The following is a 21,342-nucleotide window of genomic DNA, read 5'->3' on the forward strand; positions in this document are numbered from 1 at the left end:
CTGCAATAGTATTGACGTCAATCTTGATTAATTTGATCAATATAAATGCCATGACCTGGATCACCGCCCATGAAGCCGTCGAGCTGACGGGCGTGCGCGTGCAGACCCTGTATGCCTACGTCAGCCGAGGCAAGATCCGCAGCAGGCAGGACGGCGCCGATTCCCGCCGCAGCCTGTATCACCGTGACGACGTGGTCCGCATGGCGGGACGCCAGCGCGGGCAACGCAATGCCGCCACGGTGGCCAGCGGCGCCATGGAATGGGGTGATCCGGTCATGCCGTCCGCCATCTCGACGGTGCGGGATGGCCGCCTGTGGTACCGGGGCGCCGATGCCGTCGAACTGGCCCGCGCGAGTCAGTTGGAAGATATCGCGGCCGTCCTGTGGGAGACCGGCGATGCAAGCGTGGATCTTGCCGCCGTGCCGGCCGGCGCGGCGCCGCCTCCTGGCGAAGCCGGGGCCATACAGCCGGGCATCGTGGCGATGGCGGGACGCTGTGTCGCCGACCTGCCCACGCAGGGCCGGTCCCTGGGCGCGCTCAGGGCGGAAGCCCGCGGCGTCCTGGCAACGCTTGTCGTCTCGATGTTCGGATCCCAGGCGCTGCTCGCGGGCGGCAGCATCAGCCAGCAGCTGGCGGCTGCCTGGAAACGACCGCGCGCGGAACCCGCCATCCGGCAGGCGCTGTGTCTGCTGACGGACCACGAGCTCAATGCCTCGACCTTCGCCACGCGCGTGACAATCTCGACCGGCGCCAGCCTGTCCGCCGGCATCCTGTCGGGTTTGGCGACCTTGACGGGGCCGCTGCATGGCCGGGCGGCGATGAGCCTGAAACCGCTGATCGATGCGATGGCGCATGCCGATGCCGAATCCCTGGTGCGAGAGCGCCTGCATATGGGCTTGGGCTTTCCCGCCTTCGGGCACCCCTTGTATCCCGCCGGAGATCCGCGCGCCGCCGCGCTGCTGGAAAGCCTGGCCCTGCCAAGCGCCTATGCCGACCTGGCCCGGCAGGTCGAGCGCCTGGCGGGCGAGCGGCCGAACATCGATTTCGGACTGGCGGCGCTGAGCGCCGTGCACCGTCTGCCCTCGCATGCCCCGCTGGCGCTCTTCGCCATCGGACGTTGCGTGGGCTGGCTCGCCCATGCGCTGGAGCAGGCCGGGTCAGGGCAGATGATCCGGCCGCGCGCGCGCTACGTCGGCGTTTCCCCGCCTGTCGCGCCGCCCGTCGCATCGGCGACCCGGAACGTCGCCAGGCGGCACCGGAAAGGCGGGGCCTGACCGCGCCAGCGGGGCTGGCAATCCAGGGACGCAACGCCGACACGTTACACTTGGACCCTCCTCCAGCAACCGCAGCCTCATCTCATGAACACCCGCGTCCTTACCGGCATCACCACCTCCGGCACCCCCCATCTTGGCAACTACGCCGGCGCGATCCGCCCGGCCGTCGTCACCAGCACCCAGCCCGGCGTGGACGCGTTCTTCTTCATGGCCGACTATCACGCGCTGATCAAGTGCGACGATCCGGCGCGGGTGGCGCGATCGCGGCTGGAAATCGCCGCCACCTGGCTGGCGGTGGGCCTGGACCCTGAGCGCGTCACGTTCTATCGACAGTCCGACATTCCCGAGATCCCCGAGCTGTGCTGGGTGCTGAACTGCGTCACGGCCAAGGGCCTGATGAACCGCGCCCACGCCTACAAGGCCTCGGTGGACCAGAACGAGGCCAAGGGCGTGGAGCCGGACGACGGCGTGACCATGGGCCTGTTTTCCTATCCGGTGCTGATGGCCGCCGACATCCTGATGTTCAACGCGCACAAGGTGCCGGTGGGCCGCGACCAGATTCAGCACCTGGAAATGGCGCGCGATATCGCGCAGCGCTTCAACCATCAGTACGGTCGCGACTATTTCACGCTGCCCGAGGTGACGATCGAGGAAGAAGTCGCCACGCTGCCGGGGCTGGACGGCCGCAAGATGTCCAAGAGCTACAACAACACCATCCCGCTGTTCGAGGGCGGAGCGCAGGCGCTGCGCGCCTCGGTGATGCGCATCGTGACCGATTCGCGCGCGCCGGGCGAACCCAAGGACGCCGAGAATTCGCACCTGTTCACGATCTACCGCGCTTTCGCGACGCCGGCTCAGTCCGCCGCGTTCCGCAAGCAGCTGGAAGAGGGCATGGGCTGGGGCGATGCCAAGCAGTTCCTGCTGGACCATCTGGAACAGCTGCTGGCGCCGATGCGCGAAAAGTACTTCGACCTGATGGCCAACCCCGGTCGCATCGAAGAAGTGTTGCAGGCCGGCGCGGCGAAGGCGCGCAAGCTGGCCACGCCGTTCATGGCCGAACTGCGCGAGGCCGTGGGCCTGCGCAATCTGAGCGTCGCCGTGTCGCAGGATAAGGCGGCCGGCAAGAAGGCCAAGGGCAAGGGCGCCCGCTTCGTCAGCTTCCGCGACGACGGTGGTTTCCGCTTCCGACTGCTGGCGGCCGATGGCGCCGAGGTGCTGCTGTCGCGTCCTTTTGTCGATCCCAAGGAAGCCGGCCAGTACATGCGGCGGCTGCAGGAAGCCTCGCCGGACGAGCTGCTGCAGGCCGGGCGCGTGACGGTGGACGGAAACGAAATCGCTGTTGCGCCGGCGGACCAGGACTCGTCCGAATGGACGGCGCGGTTGCGCGAGGCCCTGCTGTCCCTGCCCCGCGATTGAACGCGGGTGGAAAAAAATGAAGGCCGGTGCGCTGTGAGGCGTACCGGCCTTTTTACCTTCCATGCAGGGTGGCAAGGCCCCGGGGCCGCCTGGGGCAGGGCCTTGCCTGGGTGGTGATTAGTAGGCGGCCACGATGCGCCCGATCGACGGTCGAGCGCTATCCTGCGCCGAGTTTTGCTGCTGCGTCCACCAGCTGTAATTGTGGTCGTCACCGATCAAGCTGCCATGCCAACCGTTCGGCCGGTTGATTTGCACCGATGTGGTCGAGTCCGCGATCCAGCCGAAGTTGGTCCCGATCAGGCCGCCGGTCGCCGAGCCGCCGGTGATGGATCCGGAGGCCTGGGTGTTGTAGACGTTACCGACGTTGACGCCCACGATGCCGCCCGCCGACGCGCCGGGGGGCGCCTGGATGTCGACCTTGGCGACGGAGTACGCGATGTATCCCGACGTCAGCACGCCGGCGATGCCGCCCAGTGCGCCGGCGCCGGAGTACGCCGGCGACGACGACAGCACGCCCTTGACGTTCAGATTCTGCAGTCGCGCGTCTTCGGCATTGCCCACAATGCCGCCGATCTGTGCGCCGGATCCGCCGCGCAGGTCGACGGTGGCGTTGACGTCGGACAGGTTGCTATCGACGATCTGGCCGGCGATGCCGCCAATCTTCGCGTTGACGCCGCCCTGTACCGTGGCGTTCACCTGCACTCGCTGCACGTTGGCCGACACGTTGCTGCCTATCAGTCCGCCGAGCGTTGCGGCCGTGAGGTCCCTGACCTGACCCTCGTAGCGCGCGTCCTCGATCGTGCCGCCCAAGTAGCCAGTGCCCTGGTTCTCGCCGATCAAGCCGCCGATGGCGGCGCTGCGGTAGCCATTCACGGCGCCCCGAGCTTCCACGTTCGACAGCATGCCGTTGATGTTGACGCCAATCAGCCCGCCCACCTTGCTTTTGATACCGGCCGACGATACCGAGACGGTGCTGGTGGCGTTGCTGATGTAGCCGGATCTGTAGGCGCCCGTCCTGTCCAGCGTATTCAGGCCGACCAGCCCTCCCACGCTGGCATTGGCATACTGCACCGAGATCGTGCCGCTGCTGCGCACGTCGCGCAGTTCGGCGCCAAGGTTGCGGCCGACCAGGCCGCCGACGGCGGTGCCGTTCGCCGGGTTGTCATAACTTCCACCGGCGATGTACGCGTGCGCCGCGCTGTTGCTGATCTGCTTGGCGCGCGGCGTGTCCTGTACCTGGCCGACCAGGCCGCCGATCGCGGTGCTGCCGGCGTTGCCCAGCACGTTGCCGCTGAAGGACGAGTTGCTGATATCGCCCCAGAAGTAGTTGCCTACCAGCCCGCCGACGACATGCGGATTGCGGCTGCCCATCACCGAGCTGTTGGTGGCATGGACGTTGTCGATATTGCCGGAGTTGAAGCCGGCCAGCACGCCCAGCTGCGTGGCCCAGGGGCTTTGCATGCCGTTGACCGTGGCGCGGTCCAGCGTCATGTTGCGGACCGTGCCGCTGACGCGGCCGAACATGCCAAGCGCTTGTCCGTTGCCGTAGATGCTCAGGTCGGTAATGGTATGGCCCAGGCCGTCGAAAACGCCGCTGAACTCCCGCTGGCCGCTGGCCAGCGCCGTGAAGTAGCCCTGGCCTGCGATATCGCTGCCCAGCACGTAATGGCCGCTCAAGTTGGCGTCGATGGCCTTCAGTTGGGCCAGCGTGTGCACCACTTTGTAGTCCTGGTCATTGGCGCTGAACGCGGCGTTCGCCCCGGACAGCGTCACGGCGGCGCCGCGGCCGATCCGATGGCCATTGCCGGAGTTCAGCGCCAGCGCGGCGTTCCGGCCGGTCAGGGTGATGTTCTTGTCGATCAGCACGTTGCTGCCGCCCAGCGTCAGCCGGGCGTTGTTGCCTTGAGCGGTGATGGCGCCGCCGATCTTGACATCGCCCGAGGACAGCAGGTTCAGGGCATTGTCGTGCTGCCACGCGAGGGTGTTCTCGACCGCCAGGCTGTTGTCGCCGATGAGCGATACCTGGTTCTGCGCCAGCAGATTGGTCAGCTGCGCGGCGGACAACAGCGTATCGCTGGACCCGTCCGGCGTCATCCGCAGGGTATCGCTCACGCGCACGCGCGAGCCCCTCAGTTCCAGCATGCCGGTTTCCTTGCCGGCGCCGGCCTGGGTGGATGCCTTCATCGACTGAGCAAGCTCCAGCTTGGAGCCGTGGACCATGATCATGCCGCCATCGGCCGCGTTCTTCACGCCGCTGGCATCCAGCTTGCCGCTGACACTTACGGCGTGATTGAAGCCCTGCAGCATGATTCGGCCGGACCTGTCGCCCTGCAGGGACACCGCCTCGATCGTGCCTTCGTTGTTGACCACGGTGCGCAGCAGCGCATTGGTGGCGTTCGCTTGCAACCAGACGTCGCCGCCCGCCGCCTGGATCAGGCCGCCGTTGTGTGCCAGCGCGTCCACCGCGCCCTTGTCGATTTGCAGGTACATCAAGCTGCCTTTGTCGAGATGCAGGCGGATGTTCCCGCCGGCGGCCAGCGCGGCGCTGCCCTCGGTGGCCTGGATCGTGCCGGTGTTGCCGACCTGCGCGCCCAGTAGCGCCACAGTGCCGCCGGCGGCGGCCTGGATGGAACCCGCGTTGCCGACCTGAGCGGCCGAGTCGCCAGCGAACACGTAGCGGCCCGCCTTGAAGTCCTCGTTGCTGATGTTCAGGGTCGAAGCCACCAGGCTGCCCACGTTGACTTGCGCGCCCTGGCCGAACAGCACGCCGTTCGGGTTCACCAGGAAGACCTGGCCGTTGGCGTCGATGCGGCCCAGGATGCTGCTGCCCTCATTGCCGATGACGCGGTTCAGCGCGATCGCGTTCTGGTCGGGCTGGCGGAACGTGACGCCTTCCTGGGCGCCGACGTTGAAGCTCTCCCAGTTGGTGATCAGCTTGTGGCTCTGCTGGTCCACGATCATTTGGTGGCCTTCGGCCTGGATCGTGCCCTTGCCGTCGACCACCGCTCCGCCCGTCGGCAGGGCATGGGCCAGTCCGGCGAAGGCGAGCCCGATCAGCGAGGCGCCTGCCGTCATCAGCACGCGGCCGCGTCCCGCCTTGCCACGGCGGCGTGTCAGTTCGCTGGCGACCTGCCAGCACCCCTGGGTAGCGTTCCAGACCAGCGCGTAACTTTTGTTCATAGCGAACGTCCTTTGTCGATTGATTCTGCTGCTCCCCAGCAGATGGGCCCCGCGATGCGAATGTCGAACTTTGCAAGCTAGGGGTTGTAGGCGCTTTCGGACGGGCGGAAACGTGCATGGTGCAAAAACGCAGTTCTTCTATTTCTCAATCAAATTTCTTCTATCAAGAATTGGAGAAAATATGAGTGACGCGCCGGCTTTCAGCGATTGGACGCGCCCTTGTCACGCAGTCGAGGTCGGCCGACGGAATCGGGGGGGGCTGGCGTTGACACTACCGGGAAGGAAGAGCGGGCAGGAGAGGGAGGGGGACAGGCGAGAGAGAGCATGCAGAGAAGGCGCGCATGCGGATACCGCTCGGGGCCAAGAATGGCGTGTCGCCGGCGTTTGCGGCGTAGCGGTCCATGCCCGGGCCGCGTTTGCGGCGGCGCGGGCTGGCGGGCGTGCACGCGCCGCCTCTCGGGCGAGAGGAGCGCGTCACCCGCCTTGCCGAGTCGTCAGCGCGGCCGGTTGGCGACGATGCGGCCGTCGCGCACCTGGAAGCGCTGGGCGCTGCCCTGGCCGGCGATTTCGAGCAGGTCGCCTTCGGAATAGCCGGTGACGTTGGGACAGTCGAGCCATTCCGGATTGATGAAGGGGAAGTACTTCAACGAGCCGCTGCCCTGGCTGGCGAAGTCGAAGGTGGTGTTGGCCACGACCTCCGGGTCCCACTGGCTGGCGTCGAAGGTCAGCGCGCAGCCGGCGCCGATGCGGTAGACGATGCTGGCGCCCATGCTGGCGAAGCCCAGCGCGCCGACGTGCAACTGGGCGCCGTTGACCAGCTCGATCACGCGCGTGCCCAGGCGCTCCAGCGTGATGTGCTTGAAGGTGACTTCGGCGCCGTCCACGATCAGCCGCGTGTACTGGCCCAATGTGATTTCGTTGTAGATACCGCTGAGACTGGCTTCTTTTTCGGTAATGGTTGCCGTTTCGTTGGCGGCAAGCGTAATGGTAGTGCGCATGACAGACGGATCTCCGGGCTTTCTCAGGGGCGGCGCGCTTTTCTTCTTGTGCTTCTGTCCGATAGGCGTGTGCGCCGTCGCTCGCCTGATCATGGGATGTGCCCGCGCCCTGTCGCCCCCTGGCGCTACCGCTTTTTATTATTTGGACACAATTCGATATTTTCCCTTATTTTTGTTGCTTTTGGATTGAGGGATCGCAAGAAAAGCGGGGGGCTAGGGGTAAGTCCTAGTCGTGGTTCCCAGTCTCGTTTGTCGACAAAAAAACCGGCGCACGAGGCGCCGGTTTTTTCTTGGCAAGCCGTCGTTGCGGCTAGCGCTTGAGCTTGGCGAACGCATCCGCCATCGCGCTGTTCATCATGCCGCCACCACCGCCGCCGCCATTGCCGCCACGACCGCCGTCGCCCTGGCCACGGCGGGCCGGACGGTCGCCGCCCTTGGGAGCGGCGTCGCCCGAGCGCCGGGCCGGCGCGGCCGTGTCGTTCAGACGCATGGTCAAGGCCACGCGCTTGCGCGCCACGTCCACTTCCAGCACCTTCACGCTCACGGTCTGGCCCACGCGCACCACGTCGCGAGGATCCTTGACGAACTTCTCGGCCAGCGCCGAGATGTGGACCAGGCCGTCCTGGTGCACGCCGATGTCCACGAACGCGCCGAAGTTCGCCACGTTGGTGACCACGCCTTCGAGCACCATGCCGGGATACAGGTCGTTCAGCGTTTCCACGCCTTCCTTGAACTGGGCGGTCTTGAACTCGGGGCGCGGGTCGCGGCCGGGCTTTTCCAGTTCGGCGAAGATGTCGCGCACGGTCGGCAGGCCGAAGCGCTCGTCGGTGAAGTCCGATGGCGACACGCCCTTGAGCGCCTCGCGCTGGCCGATGATCTGCTTCACCTCGGCCTTGATCTTGGCGACGATGCGCTCGACCACCGGATAGGCTTCCGGGTGCACCGAGGACGCGTCCAGCGGATTGTCGCCGTTGGGGATGCGCAGGAAGCCGGCGGCCTGCTCGAAGGCCTTGTCGCCGAAGCGCGGCACCTTGAGCAGCATGCTGCGGGTGGCGAAGGCGCCGTTCTCGTCGCGCCAGGCCACGATGTTCTTGGCCAGCAGCGAGTTCAGGCCCGACACGCGCGTCAGCAGGGCAGCCGAGGCCGTGTTCACGTCCACGCCCACGGCGTTCACGCAATCCTCGACCACGGCGTCCAGCGAGCGCGCCAGCTCGCGCTGGTTCACGTCGTGCTGGTACTGGCCCACGCCGATGGCCTTGGGATCGATCTTGACCAGCTCGGCCAGCGGATCCTGCAGGCGGCGCGCGATCGATACGGCGCCGCGCAGCGTCACGTCCAGGTCCGGGAATTCCTGCGCGGCCAGTTCCGACGCGGAGTAGACCGAGGCGCCGGCCTCGGAGACCACCACGCGCGTGACCTTCAGGTCGGGGAAGCGTTCCATCATGTCGCCCACCAGCTTCTCGCTTTCGCGCGAGGCGGTGCCGTTGCCGATGGCGATCAGGTCGACCTTGTGGCGCGCGACCAGCGCGGCCAGCGTGTTGATGGTGCCTTCGCGGTCGCGACGCGGCTCGAAGGGGTAGACGGTGGTGGTGTCGACGACCTTGCCGGTCTGGTCGATCACGGCGACCTTGCAGCCGGTGCGGATGCCGGGGTCCAGGCCCAGCACGGCCTTGGGGCCGGCCGGCGCGGCCAGCAGCAGGTCTTTCAGGTTGGCCGCGAACACGCGGATCGCCTCGGCTTCGCCGCTCTCGCGCAGGCGGCCGATGAGTTCGCTTTCAAAGGCCGTCAGCAGCTTGACGCGCCAGGTCCAGCGGCATACCTCGCCCAGCCAGCGGGCGCGCGGCGTGGCGTCCAGCGCGAACAAGCCGCGGCCCAGCTTGAGGAAGTCGGCGATGCGCGCCACGCAGGGGTGGGGCGTCTGCGCCTCGAGCTCGGCTTCCAGGCCCAGGCGCAGCTCCAGCACGCCTTGCTGGCGGCCGCGCAGCAGCGCCAGGATGCGGTGCGAGGGCAGGGTGCGCAGCGGCTCGTTGAAGTCGAACCAGTCGCGGAAATTGGCGCCTTCGGTTTCCTTGCCGTCCACCACCTTCGAGTACAGCAGGCCGGTGGACCACAGGTGCTCGCGCATGTCGGCCAGCAGGTCCGCGTTCTCGGCGTAGCGCTCTGCGAGGATGTCGCGGGCGCCGTCCAGCGCGGCCTTGGCGTCGGTGATCGAGGCTTCGGGATTCAGGTACTGCGCGGCCAGCGCGGCCGGATCGCAGCCCGGATCGGCCAGGATGGCGTCGGCCAGCGGTTCCAGGCCCGCTTCGCGGGCGATCTGGGCGCGCGTGCGGCGCTTGGGCTTGTAGGGCGCGTACAGGTCTTCCAGGCGCTGCTTGGTGTCGGCGGCGGCGATTTCCTGCTGCAGCTCGGGCGTCAGCTTGCCCTGTTGCGAGATGGATTCCAGGATGGCGCCGCGACGCTCTTCGAGCTCGCGCAGATAGCCCAGGCGGACTTCCAGGTTGCGCAGCACCGTGTCGTCCAGGCCGCCGGTGGCTTCCTTGCGGTAGCGGGCGATGAAAGGCACCGTGGCGCCGTCGTCCAGCAGCTCGACCGCGGCTGCGATTTGGTTGGCGCGCACGCCGAGCTCGGTGGCGAGCAAAGCGACGATGCGGGCGTTGTCGACGCCGGCGGCGACGTTCGTGATAACGGAAGTTTCAGACATCTCGATACGACGACAAAAAGGAAAAACAAGGGGCGGATTGTGCCACAAGCCACTGTTACAGAACGTGGCAGGGTGGACCAATCCGTCCCTATGAATGGAGGGTTGGGCCGGAAAAGCGGGGCGGCTCCAGGTATCATCTGGTCCTTTCCCCACACACGCGTTTTGCGCCAGAACCGCCGACCGGCGCCGGTCCGGACGCGGTCGCGGCCAGCGCTAGGCTGCATCGATGCTGGACCTGGACATATCCGAATTCTTCGCCGAGGACGGGCCGCTGGCCTCGGCCATGCCCGGCTACAAGCCGCGCCCCGCGCAGATCGAGCTGGCGCAGGCCATCGGCCAGGCCATCCAGGACCGCGCCACGCTCGTCGCCGAGGCCGGCACCGGCATCGGCAAGACCTGGGCCTACCTTGTACCCGCCTTCATCCAGGGCGGCAAGGTGCTGATTTCCACAGGCACCCGCACGCTGCAGGACCAGTTGTTTTCGCGCGATCTGCCGCGCGTGCGCGCGGCGCTGGCCGCGCCGGTGACGGCCGCGCTGCTCAAGGGGCGCGGCAACTATATCTGCCACTATCACCTGGACCGCATGCAGGGCGACGAGCGCGCCCTGAAATCGCGTTCCGAGATCGCGCAGCTGCGCCAGATCCAGGTGTTCGCCGGCATCTCCAAGACCGGCGACCGGGGCGATCTGGCGCAGATACCCGAAGACGCCGAGATCTGGCAGCGCGTGACCTCCACGCGCGAGAACTGCCTGGGCCAGGAATGTCCGCGCATCCGCGACTGTTTCGTGGTCAAGGCGCGGCGCCAGGCGCAGGACGCCGACGTGGTGGTGGTCAACCACGCGCTCTTCATGGCCGACCTGGTGCTGCGCGAAGAGGGCGTGACCGACCTGCTGCCCGAGGCCGACACGGTGATCTTCGACGAAGCGCACCAGCTGCCCGACACGGCCACGCGCTTCCTGGGCAGCAGCGTGTCCACGCACCAGCTGCTGGATTTCGGCCGCGCGCTGGAAGCGGCGGGCCTGGCCTATGCGCGCGAAGCCGCGCGCTGGAGCGACGTCAGCCGCCACCTGGAAACCGCCGCGCGCGAGCTGCGGCTGGTCTGTGCGCCGCTGGACAAGCTGCCGGGCCGCAAGGCGACCTTCGAGGCGATGCCCGAGGCCGAGGAATTCGACCAGGCGCTGGCGGTGCTGCGCGAGGCCGTGGACACGGCCACCAACGCGCTGGGCGCGGTCGCCGAAAAGCATCCCGACCTGATGGCGGCGGCGCGCAACGGCGCCGAGATCTCCGCGCGCCTGAAGCGCTGGGCCACGCCGGCGCGCGCCGGCTCGCAGGCCGACGAAGACGGCTGGGGCCGCGACGACCAGTCGGCCGAGACGGCGGCGGGCGACGGCCTGTCCACGCCCGTGGCGCTGCTCGAGGGCGCGGCGGCGGCCATGCAATGGACCGGCCCGGCCGTGCGCTGGGTCGAGCACGGCCTGCATCATGTGCGTCTGCATTCCGCGCCCCTGTCGGTGGCGCAGGCCTTCTCGAAATTCCGCAAGCCCGGCCAGGCCTGGATCATGACCTCGGCCACGCTGTCGGTGAATGGCGAGTTCGAGCACTTCACCGGCCAGCTTGGCCTGGACAAGGCGCGCACGGGCAAATGGGAGTCGCCGTTCGACTATCCCGAGCAGGCGCTCCTGTTCGTGCCGCGCGGCATGCCCGAGCCGCAGTCGCCGCAGTTCCTGGACCGTTTCGTGCAGACGCTGCTGCCCTTGCTGGAAGCCAGTCCGGGCGGCACGCTGGTGCTGTGCACGACGCTGCGCGCGGTGGACAAAGTGGCCAGCCTGCTGGCCGACGCCTTCGACGACGCCGGCCATGAATGGCCGCTGCTCAAGCAGGGCGACGCCACGCGCCGCGACCTGCTCGAACGCTTCTGCAAGCTGCCGCATCCGGTGCTGGTGGGCAGCGCCAGCTTCTGGGAAGGCATCGACCTGCCCGGCGACGTGCTGACGCTGGTGGCCATCGACAAGCTGCCCTTCGCGCCGCCCGACGATCCGGTGATCGAGGCGCGGCTGCGCGCCTGTCGCGCGCAGGGCGGCAATCCTTTCGCCGAATATCAGCTGCCCGAGGCCGCGATCTCGCTCAAGCAGGGCGCGGGACGCCTGATCCGCACGGAATCCGATTGGGGCGTGCTGATGGTGGGTGACGGCCGTCTGGTCGAAAAGCCTTATGGCAAGCGTCTTTGGCGCGGCCTGCCGCCGTTTGCCCGCACGCGCGAGCTGGACGAGGCGCTGGCGTTCTACCGGCGCAAGGGCGAGGGCGGCTGAGCGGCGCGCCTCCCGCGCAGGTTCGTGATCGCCCGCGGCGGCGGGCAAAAAAAATCCCCTCGTCAGAGGGGATTTTCTTGCCCATGCGTGAAGTGGTCAGAACGGGTTCCACCAGCTCTTGTCGGCCTTCAGTCCCTTGGACTTGAAGTTGCTGTTGGGGAAGTTCTTGTCGTATACGCGCTGCGCGTCGTTCTTCAGGTCGGTCATGCCGAGCTTGTCGTAGGACTGCACCATCAGGTAGAGCGCCTCTTCGGTGGCGGGCGCGCCCTCGAAGTCGGTGATCACGGTCTGGGCCCGGTTGGCCGCCGCCACGTAGGCGCCGCGCTCGTAGTAGTAGCGGGCCACGTAGACTTCGTTCATGGCGATGGTGTTGACCAGCCAGTTCACGCGCAGTTCGGCGTCGCGCGCGTACTTGCTGTCGGGATAGCGCTTGATCAGCTCGTTGAAGGCGTCGTAGGACGCGCGCAGGCCCTTGGGGTCGCGTTCGGCCGGATCCTGCCCGGTGATGTTGCTCATGAACGCGCTTTGCGGCGTGAAATTGATCAGGCCCTTCAGGTACAGCGCGTAGTCGGTGCCGGGATGGTTGGGGTAGAGCTGCTGGAAGCGGTCGATGGCGGCCAGGGCCTGCTCGTTTTCGCCGTCCTTCCAGTTGACGTAGGCCAGCTCGAGCAGCGCCTGCTGGGCATAGACGCCGAACGGGTAGCGGCTTTCGATGGCGGTCAGGCGCTCGCGCGCTTCCTTCCAGCCGCCGGAGGAGATCTCGGCTTTGGCGTCGGCATACAGCTGCTCGGCGCTCCAGTTGGCGGTCTTGTCGTATTTGCTGCTGGTCGAACCGCAGCCGGCGATGGCCAGCACGGCGAATAGCGCGACGACCGCGCGCAAGACCGGCCCGCTACGGGAGGCGGGAATCGAGGGAGCTGCGGAACGGTGAATCACGAGAATCGTATCCTTGGTGTTAGCATGGCAGGCTGATTATATGATTTGTCTCCATGTCTGATACAGCCGTCAGCGCAGATCCCGATTTCGACGAGGATTCCGAGGGCGAAGACCTCGGGGTTGGTCCCGATTCCGGTCCGAATTCCGACCCGGGTTCATCCTCCCAGGCGGCCGCTGGCGCGCCGCAACTGCTTACCGTTCCGCCGGGCACCCGGGCCGATCGCCTGGACAAGGTGCTGGCGGGCCTCATGCCCGAGCATTCCCGCAGCCGCCTGCAAGGTTGGATCGAGGCCGGCAAGGTGTTGGTCAACGGCGGCCCGGCCAAGGTCCGGCAGGTGGTCGGCCCCGACGACGAACTGACCGTCTGGACGCAGCCCGCGCCCGAAACGCAGGCTTTCGCGCCCGAACCCGTGGATTTCGAGGTGGTGGACGCCAGCCCGGACTGGATCGTGGTCAACAAGCCCGCCGGGCTGGTGACGCATCCCGGCGCCGGCAACTGGAGCGGCACCTTGCTCAATGGCTTGCTGCACCGCTATCCCGAGCTGGCCCAGGTGGCCCGCGCCGGCATCGTGCACCGGCTGGACAAGGACACGTCCGGACTGATGGTCGTGGCCCGCAATGAAACCGCCCAGACCCATCTGGTAAGGCAACTGCAGGCCCGCAGCATGGGGCGCGAATATATCGCCCTGGCGCATGGCTGGCTGGGGGCGGCCGGCAGGGTCGATCGCCCCATCGGCCGCGATGCCCGGGTGCCGGTGCGCATGAGCGTGGAACGGCCGGTGGCGCCCAAGCCCGCCGTCACGCATTACTTTCCTTCACGCCGCGGCGAGGTCGATCCCGGCGGCCGGGTGTGCGAAGTGGTCTGCCGCCTGGAAACCGGCCGCACGCACCAGATCCGAGTGCACATGGCCAGCCTGGGCCACCCTTTGCTGGCCGACGTGCTGTACGGCGGCAAGACCGTCGCGGGCGCGGGGCGGCAGATGCTGCACGCCCGCGCGCTGCATTTCGAAGACCCGGGCGGCCGGGGCGAGGTCCGGTTCAGCGCCGCCGTGCCGGCCGACATGGCGCAGGTTCAGGAAAACATCGTATGGAACGCGTGATTCAAGGATTGCCCGTGGTGACCGGCCAGCAGTGGGCCGGCGTCGAGTATTTCTGCACCACGCGCGCCGGCGGCGTCGGCGTGGCGCCGCACGACACCTTCAATCTCGGCCGTCGCGCCGAGGACAATCCCGACACTGTGACCGAGAACCGCCGGCGCCTGCGCGCCGCGCTGCCGGCCGAGCCGCTGTGGCTGCGGCAGGTTCACGGCGCCGATGTCGTCGACGCCGACGACCCCGCCACGCCGCAGGAGCCGGCCGCCGACGCCAGCGTCACGGCGCGGCCGGGCCGGGTGCTGGCCGTGATGGTGGCCGATTGCCTGCCGGTGGTGATCGCCGACGACGCCGGCCGCGTGTTGGGCGTGGCCCATGCCGGCTGGCGCGGGCTGTCCGGCGGGGTGCTGGAGCGCACCCTGGCGGCCATGCGGGCCAAGGAGCCGGATGCCGGCGGCTGGCGCGCATGGGTCGGGCCGGGTATCGGCCCTGACGCCTTCGAGGTGGGCCGGGATGTGCTGGACGCCTTCATGGCCGACGATCCGGCCACGGAATCCTATTTCCGCCCCCGGCCGGGCCTGCCCGGCAAATGGCTGGCCGACCTGTCCGGACTGGCCGAGTTCCGCCTGCGGCGCGCGGGCGTCGGGGACGTGACGCTGAGCCGCCTGTGCACGGTTGCGGACGGCGGGCGCTTCTTTTCGTACCGGCGCGACGGGATAACCGGGCGGATGGCGCTGCTGGCCTGGCTGTCCTAGGTCAAGTCTGATGTAGCGCAAAGCGCGGCCGGCGGGCCTTTGCTACCCTGGCGGGCCTCTCCTTGTATTCCCGCATTGACAGTCCCGGACCCCGCATGCAACATCAATCGCGCAGTGTCGATAACAAGGTGTCGAAGTGAACGCCAATCTCTCCGCAGGACCCATTCCGGTGAGCGTGGCACCGGACGTTCTGGCCGACATTCAGGCCGAGTTTTCCCGCGAATGGCAGCGCCTGTGCGATGACGCCCGGCAAGGCGCGCTGCCGCCGCCGTCCGACCGGCGCTTCGCGGGTCCGGCCTGGGCCGCCCAAGGCTCGCACCTGCTGATGGCGCATGCCTACCTGCTGTCGGCCCGCGCCATGTCGCGCCTGGTCGATGCGGCGCAGGTCAGCGAACCGCTGCGCGAGCGCCTGCGCTTTTCCGTCATGCAATGGGTCGACGCGCTGTCGCCGTCCAACTTCCTGGCGCTCAATCCCGATGCGCAGCAGTCCATCGTGGAAAGCGCCGGCCGCGCGCTGACCGAAGGCGTGGCCAACCTGCTGGGCGACGTCAAGAAAGGGCGCATCACCCAGACCGACGAATCGCAGTTCGAGATCGGCCGCAACGTGGCCGTGACGCCGGGCGAAGTGGTGTTCGAGAACCGGCTGATCCAGCTGATCCAGTACGCCCCCCTGACCGCGACCGTGCACGAGCGTCCGCTGGTGATCGTGCCGCCAAACATCAACAAGTTCTACATCCTGGATCTGCAGCCCGAGAATTCCTTCGTCCGGCACGCGGTGGAGCAGGGCTATACGGTGTTCCTGGTTTCCTGGCGCAACCCGGTGTCCAGCGACACCGACGGCATCGATCGCGCCACCTGGTCCGACTACCTGGACGACGCGGTGCTGCAAGCGCTGCGCGTGGCCAGCGACATCACCAAGCAGCCCAAGGTCAACGCCCTGGGCTTCTGCGTGGGCGGCACGATGCTGGCTTCCGCGCTGGCCCTGGCCGAGGCGCGCGGCGAGCACCCGGTGGCCTCGCTCACGCTGCTGACCACGCTGCTCGATTTCCACGATACCGGCGTGCTCAAGGTCTTCGTCGACGAGGCGCACGCGCTGCTGCGCGACCACCAGTTCGGCAGCGGCGGACTGATGCCGGGCCGCGACCTGGCCACCACGTTCTCGTTCCTGCGGCCCAACGAGCTGGTCTGGAACTACGTGGTGGGCAACTATCTCAAGGGCCAGAAGCCGCCGGCGTTCGACCTGCTCTTCTGGAACGGCGACAGCACCAACCTGCCCGGGCCGTTCTTTTCCTGGTACTTCCGCAACACCTACCTGGAAAACAATCTCAAGGTGCCGGGCCGGGCGCAGGCCGCGGGCCTGCCGCTGGACCTGACGCGGCTGACCATGCCGGCCTACATATTCGGTTCGCGCGAGGACCATATCGTGCCCTGGACGGCGGCCTACGCGTCCACGCAGCTGCTGCGCGGACCGCAGCGCTTCGTGCTGGGCGCGTCGGGACACATCGCCGGCGTGGTCAATCCGCCCGCGAAGAAGCGCCGCAGCTACTGGGTCATGGAGCGCGATGGCGGGCCGGGCAACCCCTTGCCCGGCGATCCCAACGCCTGGCTGGCGCAGACCGTCGAGCAGCCGGGCAGCTGGTGGCCGGACTGGAGCGCCTGGCTGGCCGGCCATTCGGGCAAGCAGGTCAAGGCGCGCGTCAAATTGGGCAATGCCAGCCATCGGCCGATCGAGCCGGCGCCTGGCAGGTACGTGAAGGTCCGGGCCGCCTGAGGCCGCGTTCGCGGCTGGTCCGGAGCAGATGAGCAAAAGCAGTCAATCAAACGAATCGTCCGTCGCACACAGGAGGAAGTATGAGCGGGAAACTGGCTTACGTAACAGGCGGGATGGGCGGAATCGGCACCTCTATTTGCCAGCGCTTGGCCAAGGAAGGCTTTCGCGTCGTGGCGGGTTGCGGCCCCAGCCGGAATTACCAGCAATGGCTGGATGAACAGGCCGCGCAAGGCTATACGTTCCATGCCTCGGTGGGCAACGTCTCCGATTGGGACTCCACCGTGAAGGCGTTCGAGAAGGTCACGGCCGAACTCGGCCAGGTGGACGTGCTGGTCAACAATGCGGGCATCACCCGCGACGGCCTGTTCCGCAAGATGAGCGCGGACGACTGGCGCACGGTGATCGACACCAACCTCAACAGCCTGTTCAACGTGACCAAGCAGGTCATCGACGGCATGGTCGAGAAGCAGTGGGGTCGCATCATCAACATCAGCTCGGTGAATGGCCAGAAGGGCCAGTTCGGCCAGACCAATTACTCCACGGCCAAGGCCGGCATCCATGGCTTCACGATGGCGCTGGCGCAGGAAGTCGCCAGCAAGGGCGTGACGGTCAACACGATCTCGCCGGGCTATATCGGCACGGACATGGTCCGCGCGATCCGCCCCGACGTGCTGGAGAAGATCGTCGCCACCATCCCGGTGCGCCGCCTGGGCACGCCGGAGGAAATCGCGTCGATCACGGCGTGGCTGGCGTCGGATGAATCCGGCTTTTCGACGGGCGCGGACTTCTCGCTCAACGGCGGCCTGCACATGGGCTGACGCATGTGGGGCCGCCGGTTGGCGGCCCTGGCGCCGGGCGGCTTCGGGGAGAAGGCCGCCCGGCATTACACTTGACTTATCCAAAGCCTGAGAGATCGCCCGATCCGGGGACAAACACATGACGCAAGCACAAACCGGCGCCAGCCTGCGCCTGATTAAAAAATATCCCAACCGTCGTCTGTACGACACCCGGACCAGCACCTACATCACCTTGGCCGATGTCAAGCAACTGGTTCTGGCCAACGAGGAGTTCCAGGTCGTCGACGCCAAGAGTTCCGAAGACCTGACCCGCAGCATCCTGCTTCAGATCATCCTGGAAGAAGAGAGCGGCGGCATGCCCATGTTCTCGTCGAACATGCTGTCGCAGATCATCCGCTTCTATGGTCACGCCATGCAGGGCATCATGGGCTCTTACCTGGAGAAGAATATCCAGGCCTTCATGGAAATCCAGCAGCGCATGGCCGAGCAGTCCAAGGGCCTGTATGGCAGCCAGTTCGGCCCGGAGGCCTGGACGCAGTTCATGAACGTGCAGACGCCCATGCTGCAGAACATGATGAACAACTACATCGACCAGAGCAAGAACCTGTTCGTGCAGATGCAGGACCAGATGCAGGACCAGACCCGCGCCATGTTCTCGACCTTCCCGTTCACGCCGGGCGGGAACCCGGGCGGACGCAAGTAGGCAGGCAAGGCCGGCCGCCGTCGCGGCGGTCCGGGAACGAAGCCGGCGCGGTGCGCCGGCTTTTTTGCGGGCTTGATCCGGCGCAATCGTCCGCCTGTTTCCGGCGGTTCCGGTTCAGGGAGATGTCAGATTCTTTGGTTACATTAATGAAAACGGTTCTTGTTTATGTTTTAAGAACCATCGTTTCATCCATGTATCGAGGAATATGCACATGATCAAGAAAGCCTTGGCGCTGGCCATTGTCGGTTTGAGCGTGTCTGCCGCGCAGGCGGCCGAATACCCCATCGGCAAGCCGGTACAGAAGGGCGGCATGGAAATCGGCGCGGTGTACCTGCAGCCGATCGAAATGGACCCTCCCGGCATGATGCGTCCGGCCAAGGATTCCGACGTGCACCTCGAAGCCGACATCCACGCCACCGCGGACAACAAGACCGGCTTTCCGGAAGGCGAGTGGGTGCCCTACCTGGTCGTGAACTACGAGATCCAGAAGGTCGGCAGCCAGAACGTGCAGAAGGGCACCTTCATGCCCATGGTCGCCAACGACGGCCCGCACTACGGCGAGAACATCAAGCTCGAAGGCCCGGGCAAGTACAAGCTGAAGTACTCGATCCTGCCGCCGACCGCCAACAAGATGAATCACTTCGGCCGCCATGTCGACAAGGAAACGGGCGTGGGCCCGTGGTTCGAGCCGATCGACCTGGAATATGAATTCGTCTACGCCGGCACCGGCAAGAAGGGCGGCTACTGATCGTGCGTCGCCTGCTCAGCGTCATCGCGGCGGCCCTGATCGGCGCCGCCGCGCCGGCGGCGGCCGACGAGCTGCCCACGTTCACCTTGACCTTCAAGCCGAACGGCACGTTCGAGCCCGCCACGCTGGAAGTTCCGGCGGGGCGCTTCAAGATCGAACTCATCAACGAGAGCAACGAGCCGGTGGAATTCGAGAGCATCCCGCTGCGCAAGGAAAAAGTGCTGGGCCCGGGCGTGAAATCCTTCGTGGTGATCACGATCTCCCGTCCCGGCGAGTATCCGTTTTTCGATGACTTTCACCAGAACGTGAAAGGCACCTTGGTGGTCAAGCCCAAGGAATAGGTCGGTAGCAAGACATGGAACAGGTCCTCTTTATCGTCTGGCGCGAAAGCGTCGAAGCCCTGCTGGTGGTGGGCATCCTGTACACCTGGCTGCGCGCCGCGCCGCAAGGCAAGCGCGGCCTGGCCTACCTGTGGGGCGGCGTCGCCGCCGGCGCGGCGTTGGCCGTGGCGCTGGCGCTGGTGCTGCTGGGCATCTCGTCCTGGCTCAGCGACGAGGGCCAGGAATGGTTCCAGGGCATCATGTCGCTGGCCGCCTGCGCGCTGGTGGTGCAGATGGTCATCTGGATGAAGAAGCACGGCCGCACGCTCAAGAGCGAGCTTGAAGGCGGCGCGCGCACCTCGGTGGCCAATGACAACTGGTGGGGCCTGTTCCTGCTGGTGGCGATCGCCGTGGCCCGCGAGGGCAGCGAGACCGTGGTCTTCCTGTACGGCACCGTGTCGGCGGGCGAGGGCGGCGGCGACATGATCAAGCTGGCCCTGGCCGGCGTGGGCGGTTTCATCGCCGCGCTGCTGACCTTCTGGCTGCTGCAGCTGGGCGGCAAGCTGATCACCTGGCGCCGCTTTTTCCGCGTCACCGAGATCCTGTTGCTGCTGCTGGCCGGCGCCCTGCTGGTCGGCGGGCTCGACCGGCTGATCTCGCTGGACGTGGTCCCGGCCATCGTCGATCCGGTCTGGGACACCTCGGCGCTGTTGAGCGACAGCACCGGCCTGGGCAAGATCCTGGCGGATTTCGCCGGCTACCGCGCCATGCCGGCCCTGATCTCGGTGCTTGTCTGGGTGGCGTACTGGATCCTGGTCTGGGCGCTGTTGCGCTGGGCCGGCGCCAAGCCCGCCCCGGCGCCGTCGGCGGCTCGCAGCGCGTCCTGATCCGGCACGTCGGCGGATGACAGACACATGAAGGTTTAGATATGGCCGCAGCACTCGGGAGGGCGACCTCCCGTATCGCCGATTTTCTCCGTGACCATGCCCCCCTGTTGCGCAAGCTGCAGTGGGGCATTGTCGCGATATACGCTTTCCTGCTGATCGTGCCGGCGGTGCTGCCGCTGCCGGACAATTCGGCCTCGGTCGTCAATAACCTGACCATCGTCGCGCAGTTCGCGTTCTGGGGCGTGTGGTGGCCGTTCGTGCTGGTGTCCATGCCCATCCTCGGGCGCGCCTGGTGCGGCTGGCTCTGTCCGGAAGGCATGCTGACCGAATGGGCCAGCGAGCGCGGGCGCGGCAAGGCCATCCCGAAGTGGATGCGCTGGGGCGGCTGGCCCTTCGTCGCCTTCGCGCTCACCACGGTCTATGGCCAGCTGGTCAGCGTCTACCAATACCCGCTGGCGGTGCTGGCGGTGCTGGGCGGGTCCACCGTGGCCGCCATGATCGTGGGCTATCTGTACGGTCGCAACAAGCGCGTCTGGTGCAAGTACCTGTGCCCGGTCAACGGCGTATTCAACCTGCTGGCCAAGCTCGCGCCCTGGCACTTCAAGGTCGACGAAGAAAAGTGGCGTCATCCGGTGATCCGCATCGAGCCCATCAACTGTGCGCCGCTCGTGCCCCTGCGCCACATGAAGGGCGCGGGCGACTGCCATGTCTGTGGCCGCTGCAGCGGCTACCGCGGCGCCATTGCGCTGACGCCGCGCTCGCCGGAAGCCGAGATCGTCCACGTCACCGAAGGCGAACCCTGGCAGACCGCGTTGCTGTGCTTCGGTCTGATGGGCATCGCCATCGGCGCCTTCCTGTGGAGCGCCAGCCCCTGGTATGTGAGCGCCAAGCAATGGGCCGCGACCTGGCTGGTCGAGCACGACATCATGTGGCCGCTGCTGGACAATGCGCCCTGGTTCATCCTCACGCACTATCCCGAGGTCAACGACAGCTTTTCCTGGCTGGACGGCGCCGGCATCCTGATGTTCGTGGTCGGCGCCACGATCTGCGTCGGCGGCGCGGCCTATCTGTCGCTGTGGATCGCCGATCGCATCGCGCCGGCGCCGGCCGTGCCCGGCGCGGCCGCCACGCGCTGGGGCCGGCCCGGCCTGCACAAGCTGGCGCAGGCCTTGATTCCGTCCGCCGGCATCGGCGTGTTCCTGGGCCTGTCGGCCACCACGGTCAACCTGCTCAAGCATGAAGGCGTGCAGGCGGGCTGGGCCGCGCCGGTGCGCTTCACGCTGCTGACGCTGGCGGTGCTGTGGACGCTGCGTCTGTTCGCGCGGCTGTTGGCCGCAAGGCCCGGCGGCGTGCCGCGCAAAGTATTGGCGTGGCTGGTGCTGGCGGCTGGCCTGGCGCCGTTCTGCTGGTCCTGGGTGCTGTTCTTCGCCATCTGGTGAACCAGGCGGCGAAGGCGG

Annotated in this window: 16 protein-coding genes; 12 read left to right on the forward strand and 4 right to left on the reverse strand. The window is 67.0% G+C overall.

What is annotated here, in order from left to right; translation table 11 throughout:
• Positions 1-50: 50 nt before the first annotated feature.
• Together C2U31_RS13585 and C2U31_RS13590 are read left to right on the forward strand one after the other, a co-directional pair.
• A complete protein-coding gene (locus tag C2U31_RS13585; RefSeq protein ID WP_103273237.1) occupies positions 51-1,274 on the forward strand; it encodes a citrate synthase family protein in 1,224 nt (407 codons plus the stop codon).
• An 84-nt stretch (positions 1,275-1,358) separates the two neighbouring features.
• The gene (locus tag C2U31_RS13590; protein ID WP_103273238.1) at positions 1,359-2,690 is read left to right on the forward strand and encodes a tryptophan--tRNA ligase; all 1,332 of its coding nucleotides are present in this window, start codon (positions 1,359-1,361) and stop codon (positions 2,688-2,690) included.
• Positions 2,691-2,807: 117 nt separating this feature from the next.
• On the opposite strand, the gene C2U31_RS13595 is transcribed toward C2U31_RS13590, so the two are convergent.
• From C2U31_RS13595 to tex, 3 genes are all read right to left on the reverse strand, one after another.
• Positions 2,808-5,870, reverse strand: a complete 3,063-nt coding sequence (locus C2U31_RS13595) for a GLUG motif-containing protein (protein ID WP_103273239.1) — start codon at positions 5,868-5,870, stop codon at positions 2,808-2,810.
• A 494-nt stretch (positions 5,871-6,364) separates the two neighbouring features.
• The gene (locus C2U31_RS13600) at positions 6,365-6,868 is read right to left on the reverse strand and encodes a hypothetical protein (RefSeq protein ID WP_103273240.1); all 504 of its coding nucleotides are present in this window, start codon (positions 6,866-6,868) and stop codon (positions 6,365-6,367) included.
• A 310-nt stretch (positions 6,869-7,178) separates the two neighbouring features.
• Positions 7,179-9,569, reverse strand: a complete 2,391-nt coding sequence (gene tex, locus C2U31_RS13605; RefSeq protein ID WP_103273241.1) for an RNA-binding transcriptional accessory protein Tex — start codon at positions 9,567-9,569, stop codon at positions 7,179-7,181.
• Between the two features lie 226 nt (positions 9,570-9,795).
• Between tex and C2U31_RS13610 the strand changes: the two genes are divergently transcribed.
• A complete protein-coding gene (locus C2U31_RS13610) occupies positions 9,796-11,877 on the forward strand; it encodes an ATP-dependent DNA helicase (RefSeq protein ID WP_103273242.1) in 2,082 nt (693 codons plus the stop codon).
• 96 nt (positions 11,878-11,973) lie between these two features.
• Here the strand turns inward: C2U31_RS13610 and C2U31_RS13615 are convergent, their stop codons facing one another.
• Positions 11,974-12,759 carry an outer membrane protein assembly factor BamD gene (locus C2U31_RS13615; RefSeq protein ID WP_103273243.1) on the reverse strand — a complete coding sequence of 262 codons (786 nt, stop codon included), beginning with the start codon at positions 12,757-12,759 and terminating at the stop codon, positions 11,974-11,976.
• A gap of 107 nt (positions 12,760-12,866) precedes the next feature.
• On the opposite strand from C2U31_RS13615, the gene C2U31_RS13620 reads away from it, so the two are divergent.
• The 9 genes from C2U31_RS13620 to C2U31_RS13660 all read left to right on the forward strand — a co-directional run bounded on the left by C2U31_RS13620 (position 12,867) and on the right by C2U31_RS13660 (position 21,324).
• Positions 12,867-13,913 (forward strand): RluA family pseudouridine synthase, encoded by a 1,047-nt coding sequence (locus C2U31_RS13620; RefSeq protein WP_103273244.1) that lies wholly within the window; start codon positions 12,867-12,869, stop codon positions 13,911-13,913.
• Positions 13,901-14,659, forward strand: a complete 759-nt coding sequence (gene pgeF / locus C2U31_RS13625; RefSeq protein ID WP_103273245.1) for a peptidoglycan editing factor PgeF — start codon at positions 13,901-13,903, stop codon at positions 14,657-14,659. Before C2U31_RS13620 ends, pgeF begins: the two co-directional genes overlap by 13 nt.
• Before the next feature lie 136 nt (positions 14,660-14,795).
• Entirely contained in the window at positions 14,796-16,430 is a 1,635-nt protein-coding gene (locus C2U31_RS13630) for an alpha/beta hydrolase (RefSeq protein ID WP_103273246.1), read from the forward strand.
• Positions 16,431-16,510: 80 nt separating this feature from the next.
• Complete coding sequence (gene phbB, locus C2U31_RS13635) at positions 16,511-17,248, forward strand: acetoacetyl-CoA reductase (protein WP_103273247.1); 738 nt, start codon at positions 16,511-16,513, stop codon at positions 17,246-17,248.
• Positions 17,249-17,366: 118 nt separating this feature from the next.
• Positions 17,367-17,930 carry a polyhydroxyalkanoate synthesis repressor PhaR gene (gene phaR / locus C2U31_RS13640; protein WP_103273248.1) on the forward strand — a complete coding sequence of 188 codons (564 nt, stop codon included), beginning with the start codon at positions 17,367-17,369 and terminating at the stop codon, positions 17,928-17,930.
• Positions 17,931-18,141: 211 nt separating this feature from the next.
• Positions 18,142-18,678, forward strand: coding sequence for an iron transporter (locus C2U31_RS13645; protein WP_103273249.1), 537 nt, complete (start codon positions 18,142-18,144; stop codon positions 18,676-18,678).
• Positions 18,679-18,680: 2 nt separating this feature from the next.
• Positions 18,681-19,019: a cupredoxin domain-containing protein gene (locus C2U31_RS13650; RefSeq protein ID WP_103273250.1), complete on the forward strand. Its 339-nt coding sequence runs from the start codon at positions 18,681-18,683 to the stop codon at positions 19,017-19,019.
• Between the two features lie 14 nt (positions 19,020-19,033).
• Positions 19,034-19,885, forward strand: coding sequence for an FTR1 family protein (locus C2U31_RS13655; protein WP_103273251.1), 852 nt, complete (start codon positions 19,034-19,036; stop codon positions 19,883-19,885).
• A gap of 41 nt (positions 19,886-19,926) precedes the next feature.
• On the forward strand, positions 19,927-21,324 hold the full coding sequence (locus tag C2U31_RS13660) for a 4Fe-4S binding protein (RefSeq protein WP_103273252.1): 1,398 nt from the start codon (positions 19,927-19,929) through the stop codon (positions 21,322-21,324).
• Positions 21,325-21,342 lie beyond the last annotated feature (18 nt).

The sequence above is a fragment of the Achromobacter sp. AONIH1 genome, from assembly GCF_002902905.1.
Lineage (GTDB): Bacteria > Pseudomonadota > Gammaproteobacteria > Burkholderiales > Burkholderiaceae_B > Achromobacter.

Excerpts from the sequence above, each read along its gene's own strand:
- C2U31_RS13585 (WP_103273237.1), top strand. The coding sequence starts at position 51 with ATGACCTGGATCACCGCCCATGAAGCCGTCGAGCTGACGGGCGTGCGC.
- C2U31_RS13590 (WP_103273238.1), top strand. The coding sequence starts at position 1,359 with ATGAACACCCGCGTCCTTACCGGCATCACCACCTCCGGCACCCCCCAT.
- C2U31_RS13595 (WP_103273239.1), bottom strand. The coding sequence starts at position 5,870 with ATGAACAAAAGTTACGCGCTGGTCTGGAACGCTACCCAGGGGTGCTGG.
- C2U31_RS13600 (WP_103273240.1), bottom strand. The coding sequence starts at position 6,868 with ATGCGCACTACCATTACGCTTGCCGCCAACGAAACGGCAACCATTACC.
- tex (WP_103273241.1), bottom strand. The coding sequence starts at position 9,569 with ATGTCTGAAACTTCCGTTATCACGAACGTCGCCGCCGGCGTCGACAAC.
- C2U31_RS13610 (WP_103273242.1), top strand. The coding sequence starts at position 9,796 with ATGCTGGACCTGGACATATCCGAATTCTTCGCCGAGGACGGGCCGCTG.
- C2U31_RS13620 (WP_103273244.1), top strand. The coding sequence starts at position 12,867 with ATGTCTGATACAGCCGTCAGCGCAGATCCCGATTTCGACGAGGATTCC.
- pgeF (WP_103273245.1), top strand. The coding sequence starts at position 13,901 with ATGGAACGCGTGATTCAAGGATTGCCCGTGGTGACCGGCCAGCAGTGG.
- phbB (WP_103273247.1), top strand. The coding sequence starts at position 16,511 with ATGAGCGGGAAACTGGCTTACGTAACAGGCGGGATGGGCGGAATCGGC.
- phaR (WP_103273248.1), top strand. The coding sequence starts at position 17,367 with ATGACGCAAGCACAAACCGGCGCCAGCCTGCGCCTGATTAAAAAATAT.
- C2U31_RS13645 (WP_103273249.1), top strand. The coding sequence starts at position 18,142 with ATGATCAAGAAAGCCTTGGCGCTGGCCATTGTCGGTTTGAGCGTGTCT.
- C2U31_RS13655 (WP_103273251.1), top strand. The coding sequence starts at position 19,034 with ATGGAACAGGTCCTCTTTATCGTCTGGCGCGAAAGCGTCGAAGCCCTG.
- C2U31_RS13660 (WP_103273252.1), top strand. The coding sequence starts at position 19,927 with ATGGCCGCAGCACTCGGGAGGGCGACCTCCCGTATCGCCGATTTTCTC.